The 1,216-nt window shown below is 69.2% G+C and carries 1 protein-coding gene; it reads right to left on the minus strand.

What is annotated here, in order from left to right:
- A partial coding sequence (locus ABZ842_RS38830; protein WP_361548598.1) for a KR domain-containing protein occupies positions 1 to 1,200 on the minus strand: 1,200 nt, incomplete at its 3' end.
- Between the last annotated feature and the right edge of the window lie 16 nt (positions 1,201 to 1,216).

The following is a 1,216-nucleotide window of genomic DNA, read 5'->3' on the forward strand; positions in this document are numbered from 1 at the left end:
CACCGCCTCCCGCGGCGACATCCCGAAGAACCCCGCATCAAACTCATCCGCGTCATACAAAAACCCACCACGACGCGTATACGACGACCCCGACCGCAACCCAACCGGATCATACAAACCCTCCAAATCCCACCCCCTATTCACCGGAAACCCACCCACACCCTCCCGCCCCTCAACCACCAACCCCCACAACCCATCCGCCGAAACCACCCCACCCGGAAAACGACACGCCATCCCCACGATCACCACCGGATCGTCCTGGGCGTCGCGGTGCTGCGGGCCGACTGCGCTCGGTGCGGCGGTCGGCTCGGGGGACGCGTCGGAGTTCCGCTCGATCAGATGGGCGGTGAGCGCGTCGAGGGTGGGGTGGTCGAAGGCGAGGGTGTTGGGCAGTTGCAGGCCGGTGGCCGCGGTGAGTCGGTTGCGGAGTTCCAGCGAGGTGAGTGAGTCGAAACCGAGGTCCGTCAGGGCGCGTTCACCGGGGACGCTCCAGGCGTCGGCGTGGCCCAGGACCTCGGCCACCCGGGTGCGTACGAGGTCCGTGACCGCCCGCCGCCGATCCGCCGGGGACAGCCCTTCGAGCCAGCGGCCCGACGGGGCCCGACCCGCTGGGTCGGCGCGGCGGCCCGCGAGGGCGGGCCTTTGTCGTACGGCACCGGGGACCAGGCCCCGGAGCAGGGCGGGGTACGCGTCGGGGTCCCGCTGGGACGTGAAGTCCAACCGGGTCGCGGCGACGAGTGCGCGGTCCGAAGTGACGGCGGCCTCGAACATCGCCCTGGCGTCGTCGGACGACACGGGCGCCAGTCCCATCCGGGCCATGCGCTTCAGGTCGACCTCGGTGAGTCCTCCCGCGAGGGACCCGGACTCCTCCCAAAGGCCCCACGCGAGTGAGATTCCGGGCAGGCCCTGCGCACGACGATACGAAGCCAGGGCGTCCAGGAAGGCGTTGGCAGCCGCATAGTTCGCCTGGCCGGCCGTGCCGAGCAGACCCGCCATGGACGAGTAGAGGACGAAGAAGGAGAGATCCATCCCCGCGGTGAGCTCATGCAGATGCCAGGCCGCATCCGCCTTCGGACGCAGCACTCGTTCCAACTGGTCCTGGGTCAGGTCCGTCACTACTCCGTCGTCGAGTACGCCGGCCGTGTGCACCACACCCACCAACGGCCGATCCACCGGAATACGACCCAACACCCCCTCCAACGCACCACGATCACCC

It is taken from the genome of Streptomyces sp. NPDC047315, assembly GCF_040643215.1.
Lineage (GTDB): Bacteria > Actinomycetota > Actinomycetes > Streptomycetales > Streptomycetaceae > Streptomyces.